This window comes from Stenotrophomonas sp. NPDC077421 (assembly GCF_049545505.1).
In the GTDB taxonomy this organism is placed as follows: domain Bacteria; phylum Pseudomonadota; class Gammaproteobacteria; order Xanthomonadales; family Xanthomonadaceae; genus Stenotrophomonas; species Stenotrophomonas nematodicola.
On sequence record NZ_JBMWDP010000072.1, the window covers coordinates 1 to 6,375 of the forward strand.

Genomic DNA, 6,375 nt, shown 5'->3' on the forward strand with positions numbered 1-6,375 from the left:
TTCTCGATCTGGTCGAAGAGGTCACGCACGGACTGCAGCGCCGCGTCGTCCATCGCTGCGCGATTGGTTCGGCTTTTGGATCCCCGGAAGAGGCTGCGCTTCTTGGACTGAGTGGTTTCACTGACACCAGACACGCCGGAATCACCGATGTTGAACTGGCTGGCGCCACCGGTAGTCTTCCAGCTTGTGCCAAACAAACCGCCCCCGGTGACCTTGTCCAGGGCAAATGCACCCAAGCCAATCCAGCCGGCGGGCCCGATACTCTTGAGCCCGCCGGTCAGCGCGCCCATCAGCCCTGAGCCGCCCTTGTAAGCAGCCATGCCGGCGGAGATGGCGCCGCTTACGGCGTTCCCGGCAAAGCCGCCGGCCAGCGTGGAAACGCCCTTGGTGAACAGCCCGTCGCCGCCCTGCATACCCATCATGCCGCCGGCCAGCGCGCCGCCCCAGTTAATGCCCGACAGCGAGGACGCTTTGCCGCCAGGCCAGGTGAAGGCTGGCATGTTGTTGCCGAATCCCATCATCGACGCTGGGTCCGTGCGGGTGCCAGTGGCGATGCGGGTCTGGAAGCCTGCAGCGACCTGGCCCTTGGACACCAGCGCGGCCACGCTGGCCAGATTCTGGCCGCCGGCGGCGGTTCCATTGCCCGACAGAATGCTGTAGCCAACTCGGTCAAGGATGCTGGTCTGGATCGGCAGCACCAGCTTCTGCTGCAGCAGCTGGCGGGAAAGGTCGCGCAGGCCCTGCCTGGCTACGTCCTTCAAGTCCCCCCACAGGCTGCGCCAGTCGCGCATCCCGCCGGCAACGAACTCTGCCATAGCATCGGCGGCATCGCCGACACCGTAGATCACCACGTTGGCCCAGGCCTCGACATTGGCCGCGGCCTCTTCCATCTGCAGCGACAGCGCAGCGGACGCACCAGCCGCGGCCAGAATCGACCGCTCGTACTCTTCATAGCTCGCCGCGCCCTTGGCCAATGCCAGCGCTTCCTTGCCACCAGCGGCCTCCACCGACTTTTGCAGCTCTTGTCGCATGTCGCGCTCGTTGAGCAGCTGCCGGCGATATAGCTCCCGCGCACGGCCTATCTTGCCCAGCATGGACAGCTCACCGTTCATGGTCGCCAGCAAGGCCTCCGGGCTGGTCATGGCCCGATCAACCTCTGCCGCTGCCTTGGCGTATTCCATTGCGCTTTGGGCCATCAGCACGTTGGCATCACCCTGGGCGATGTTGCCCTTGGTCAGGGCGGCGTTGTACTCCGCCATGTTCTGCAGGTGTTTGGCCATCGCCTCGTCGAGCGGGCCGTTCATCGCCGCTGCCGCCAGCTGAGCCTGCTGGCGGTAGCGCTCCAGTGACTCAGTCGCGGCCTTCTGGTGCTTGGCAGCGGTACGGTCGGCGGCGGTCGCCTGCTTTTTGGACGCGGTGAGCGCTGTTTCGGCCTTCTCTTGCTGAATGCGCAGGCGGATGTATGTCGTGCCCTGCGCGACTGCTGCATCCCAATCCGCGGTTCCTGGCCTCAACTTTCCTTGGTCCATGCCCGCCTGGAGCATGTCCCGAACATCAAGGCGCGCGACGTCTTTTGCGCTCTTTCCGATGCGCTCAATCTGCCCCGGGAGATTCACGATACCGTTGCTGATCGTCGCCGAAAGCGTCTTAAAGCGCTGTTCGAGACGGTCAAGGTCCCCGATCGCAGCCGTCGCGCCTGGACCGATGCTCTTGTGGAACGCCTCCCAGTTTCCATCTTGCCTGAGGCGCTCGATTGCGCCTTTCAGCTCACCGAATGCAGGCCCCATCCGCTGCCGGAGAACGCTCTCCATAGCCGCGAGGTCACTCTCTGCGGGTTTGAGCTTCCCGCGAAGTGTCTCGATGGCTTTGCTGGTAGCTTCAATCTGACCTGCATATGCAAGCGCGCTGGCGCCGTCACCGGGGGTGGCGCTGCTTTGATCGCGATACAGGCCTTGCAGCTTCTGTTGGAGCGCCTCCAATTCCGCTTGTGCATCGCGGAGGGGCACGACCATCTTGCCGAAGCCTTCCATCGCCTCCCGTATCGATGAGCCGTCCAGCAGGTCCTTGCGCAGCTCGCGGGATGCTTCAGCGATTCCGTCCAGTGATGCTTTGAAGCCTTCGAATCGCTCTTTACTCTCCCCTGCTGCCTCGGCCGCTTTGTAGATGCCGAACCCGATCGCCGCCACGCCGGCTGCGGCGAGCCCTACCGGCCCACCGATCGCTGCGTAAGCAGCGGACAGACCTTTTGCCGCGACAGCGGCTGCCGTTTGCGCAGTGGTCAGCCGCACGGTGGCTGCGGTCATACCGGTGAGCCCCACCGCAGCTCTGTTGGCCACGACGCTGTGCGCCGTCCAGAGCGCGGTGAGTTCCTTCAGGCCGACCGCCAGCTTTCCGCCTGCGTAGAAGATGCCCAGCGCCGCCCCGACTGGCAGAGCCGCGGCGGCGATGACGCCCAAGTTATCGGCAAAGCCGTTTATTGCTGCGGTAGCAGCTCGAACAGTACCCCCTTCCGCGCCGCTCCCCAGCAGATCCTCGAATGCCTTCTTGACGGCACCGAGCGCGCCACCGAGTGTTTCGCGGGCAGCCAGACCGGCACCGGCATACGACTCTTCCATCACCCCCATCACCATAGCCTGGGCCTCGGCCAAGCGCCCAGTGTCCACCATGCCCTTCAACATGGCCTTCTGTTGGTCGGTGAAGCGGAAGCCTTGCTTCGTCAGGGCGGAGATTCCCTCAGTGGGATACTCCAGCGCCTTTCCGATCGTCTCTGCCGATTGAGTGATGTTCTCACCTAGGCGCACGGACTGATCAATCGCCAGCTGCAGCGCGCGCGGGAAATTCTCACCCACGATGCTGGAGTAGGAGAGCAGCCGGGTTTGCGCTGTCACGATCTCGCCCGACGAGTGCGTGGTCGCCTTCGCCATCTTGTCGGCCATGTCCACGAGCTGCCGACTGTTGTAGCCAGCGGCCTGACCGGTGGATTTCAGCGCGGCATTGAGCTGAGCCAGCTCATTCTGGGCGTTGATCGTCTCGGTGATGAACATGCCAAGCACCGCGCCACCACCGAGCGCGCCGAACCCTTTCGCCAGGGTCGCCATGCTAAGGTCGATGCTTGTAATCGACAGCTTCGCGTCGTGAGCAGCCTGAGCGAAGCTGTCGGACATCTCTCGCTGCATCTGCCGCATTGCTCGCGCGGCCCGTTCGGATATCCGCGGTGCTTTGCCCATATTACGTTCGAAGCTGCCGGTTTCCGCCAACAGGTCAACGGTCAGGGTGTAGAGGGCCATTTTTCACCAATAGAAGAAAGGCCCGCACTTGGCGGGCCTTGGAATGACGGCAGGTTTCCAGCAATCAGGTCTTCTGGCAGAGTTTCCTGAGGCTGAGCACGATGTCGGCAAATCCGTAAAGGAACGGCGCCGAGAGCAGCGACGACACGGACGCGGTGAATACCCACGGCGCCACGCCCAGCAGGGCAACGGCGAGCCCTGCAACACCAGCTGCCACGGACAGGTGTCCTACTGTCTTGATCACTTCGGGCAGAAGCGTGCTGCTTGCACGTTCTTGATCAGCTTCCATATCGACCCTCTTCGTTTGATTGACGGCAGATATTGCCAGTGTCAGCCCGGGATTTCCTCAAACTCCATGTATCCACCAAAGTACTGCCGGCTGATGCTCTCGGCCGAGGGCAGCTGCGTGGCGTGGCCGTAAATCGCAGCGCGCGCAGCCAGAACTGGATCGAACGCCTTGGTCTGAATGTCGCGAAATTGCGGCACCACGCATGCACGCTGGCGCCCAGCCATCGCCATTGCGACAGTCTCCCAGTCCGTACCGCCCAGGCCGCCCTTGCGCACCACCTCAGTCGCGCGGCCGGACAGCGTGGCAGTCAGCCGCCGGTATACGGCGCCGGGTACGGTGTTGACCTGCCCGCCCTTGGTCCGCGTGTGGACACTGGCGTCAATCGGTCCAACCGCCCACCCATCCTTGATGCCGATGTCGACCGCACGGAAGATCGCAATCTCCCCCACTTCGACGTTCGTTACCAGGGTGTCGATCCCCACCGCGACGCTGCTCACCGTGGCTGCGGCGGTCGGGAACAGCCAGGCGCATACGGTGCCGTCGGGCAGGCGCACGGTCGTTGCGGTGGCGCCGGCGGCGCTGACCAACACCCCCTCCGGCACGTTGAGGCCGAGCAACGCCACTATCCCCGGGACCAGCCCCTCGGCGAGCGTCACGTTGATGGACAGGCTGCCTGTCCGGTGAATGCGGCTCCGGCGCCTCGGCTTTCCGTCGAACATTGCAGCGCCGGCGTCGGTGGTCAGCCAGGTGCCGCCCACCAGCGCCACAGACTGCACCGCAGGCATTCCATATCCGATTAGCACCGCATCACCCCCACAACGTCAGCACCACGTCACCCGTGGCAGGGTTGCGCTCCACGCGCCGCACCAGTACCTGCTTGCCCGCCTCCAACCCGTACCGGCTGTAGGCGATGCGCCCCACCTGCCCCGGCTGCGGTGCCAGCTCCTGGTCGCCCTGCACGCTGACCCGGTAGAAGAACCGCTGCACCCGGTACATGGCCACTACCCGGTCGATCTCTGCCTGCGCGTCCGCGCCATTCCAGAAGAGCGAGAGCACCGGGTCGGCGCCGTCGGCGCGGCGGTAGTGGGGATGCATGGCCCCGGCCCCGTACACCTGGGCGCGGAACAGTCCCATCAGCTCGTCGCGGCGCCACTGGGGCACGTCCACCATGTCCGTGACCAGGTCGGAAGCGCCCAACGCTTGGGCGTTCGGCCGGTAGGCCATGCGGCGCGTGAGGTTCGGGGCTTCGTCAGGAACGGCGAGCAGATCTTCGGCCAGGTCGCCGCCGGCGAGGTCGAAAGCCAGTTCCCCCGCCCATTCCTCTGGCGCCGCCACCTGGACGAATCGAAGTGCACCGTCAGCGTCCTGGTAGCAGCCCACTCCGTAGCTGGGCAGGATCGCGTTCATGGCGTCCCGGCCAGTGATGGCCGTGCCGGCGTAGTAGCCCACACCGGCATAGCCAGTGGCGGCATCGATCACCGCGCAGTCTGTGCCCGACCATGCTGCCTTGCCCAGGCGCCCCATGATGTCGGCCATCGCCTGCTGCAGCGTCGCCGGCGCCGGCCCCGGACCAACGCTGGAAGCGTCTGTCACCACAGGCATGACCGGTGGCGATCGCATGAGCAGCTGCTGCCCATCCGGGGATAGGGAGAAGGTGCCCGCCTCCATCGCGTCGCCGCGGTCAAGGACGGTATCCGTGTAGATCCGCGAATCGGCAACGAACATCGCCGTCGCATCCGAATTTGCCCCCATCGCCGGCACGCTGGCCACAGCGCCGATCAGCACCGGCTGCGGCTTCCACGCCAGGCCGGGGATGTTCGGCAGGAACACACTGCGGTTGATCACCTCGTCGAGGTCATCGTGCGCGTCCCGGAAGTAGATTCCCTTGGTGCCGTCGTCGTTGATCTCGATCCGGTCGAGCGAGAAGCGGTACGCCGCGTGCGTGTCGGCGAGCATCCCATCCGCCGGACCGACCCTCACTTGCGCCGGCGCGCCAGAAGCGCCACTGAGCGCCAGATCGTCCAGGACGCCATCAGCGTCCAGCGCCTGGCATTCCGCCGCGCTGGTCTGGCTCACCGGTTCACCACCCCACGGCCAGAAGTTGATTTCGCTGATGAGGGTGATGCCGTCGGCCAGCACCCCCTCGAACCGAGCGTTGGCCGGGGAATCACCCGGGGCGGTCAGCCAGTCGGCATCGGCGAGGCGCGCCACCGCTGGGGATGCGGCGGGCAAGCGCCAGCCGACCTGAGCGGCTGGACTACTGGCACCCCACTGCCCTGCATTGACCGCCATGCACAGACCACCGGCTTCGGTGGCCGCGAGCGAGGCGGCGAAGTGCAGCGGGCCGGTAAGCCCGATGTCCCTCTGGTGGACCAGCACGCCGTTTCGGTAGAGCTTGAGCCGGGTTGGCGCGCCGACCTCCACCAGCACCCCCGCGATTTCACCTTTGGCAAGGACGGGCAAGCCGGCAGCCACCGCCCCACCGTTGAAAAGCACGGTCCCTGCTCCAAGGTTCCAGCCAACGCCAGCGGCGTCACCGCCGGGGAAGGCGGCCAGCGAAGCGCCGGCCGTCGCGACGCCGACGACTGCGGCCATCGGATCATCGCCCCACACCGCGAACTCGGCACCGAAGGTGCCGTGATCCAGTGCAAGGTCAGAGCGGGCCATGTGGTGGATCTCCGCTGCTGCGGTTGTAGCAAGCGTAAGGCCGCCGTCGCGGGCGGCCAGCAACGGGCCAATGGGCAGCGCGGCAAAGCGCCCGAAGGTGTCAGCCATCATTTCCTCAGAGTGAGTCGAACC

4 protein-coding genes are annotated in these 6,375 nt (G+C 65.4%); all 4 read right to left on the reverse strand.

Going from position 1 to position 6,375, the window contains the following annotated elements; all coding sequences use genetic code 11:
• Positions 1-3,287: phage tail length tape measure family protein (locus tag ACPEH1_RS20330; protein WP_423716304.1), on the reverse strand; the 3,287-nt coding region annotated here is incomplete at its 3' end.
• Positions 3,288-3,351: 64 nt separating this feature from the next.
• Entirely contained in the window at positions 3,352-3,576 is a 225-nt protein-coding gene (locus ACPEH1_RS20335; RefSeq protein WP_312708323.1) for a hypothetical protein, read from the reverse strand.
• Positions 3,577-3,617: 41 nt separating this feature from the next.
• Positions 3,618-4,361, reverse strand: a complete 744-nt coding sequence (locus tag ACPEH1_RS20340) for a hypothetical protein (RefSeq protein ID WP_423716305.1) — start codon at positions 4,359-4,361, stop codon at positions 3,618-3,620.
• A gap of 22 nt (positions 4,362-4,383) precedes the next feature.
• Positions 4,384-6,351, reverse strand: a complete 1,968-nt coding sequence (locus ACPEH1_RS20345) for a hypothetical protein (protein WP_423716306.1) — start codon at positions 6,349-6,351, stop codon at positions 4,384-4,386.
• Positions 6,352-6,375 lie beyond the last annotated feature (24 nt).

What these genes read in the sequence shown, in the direction of transcription:
- ACPEH1_RS20335 (WP_312708323.1), bottom strand. Translation starts at nt 3,576, where the DNA reads ATGGAAGCTGATCAAGAACGTGCAAGCAGCACGCTTCTGCCCGAAGTG.
- ACPEH1_RS20340 (WP_423716305.1), bottom strand. Translation starts at nt 4,361, where the DNA reads ATGCCTGCGGTGCAGTCTGTGGCGCTGGTGGGCGGCACCTGGCTGACC.
- ACPEH1_RS20345 (WP_423716306.1), bottom strand. Translation starts at nt 6,351, where the DNA reads ATGGCTGACACCTTCGGGCGCTTTGCCGCGCTGCCCATTGGCCCGTTG.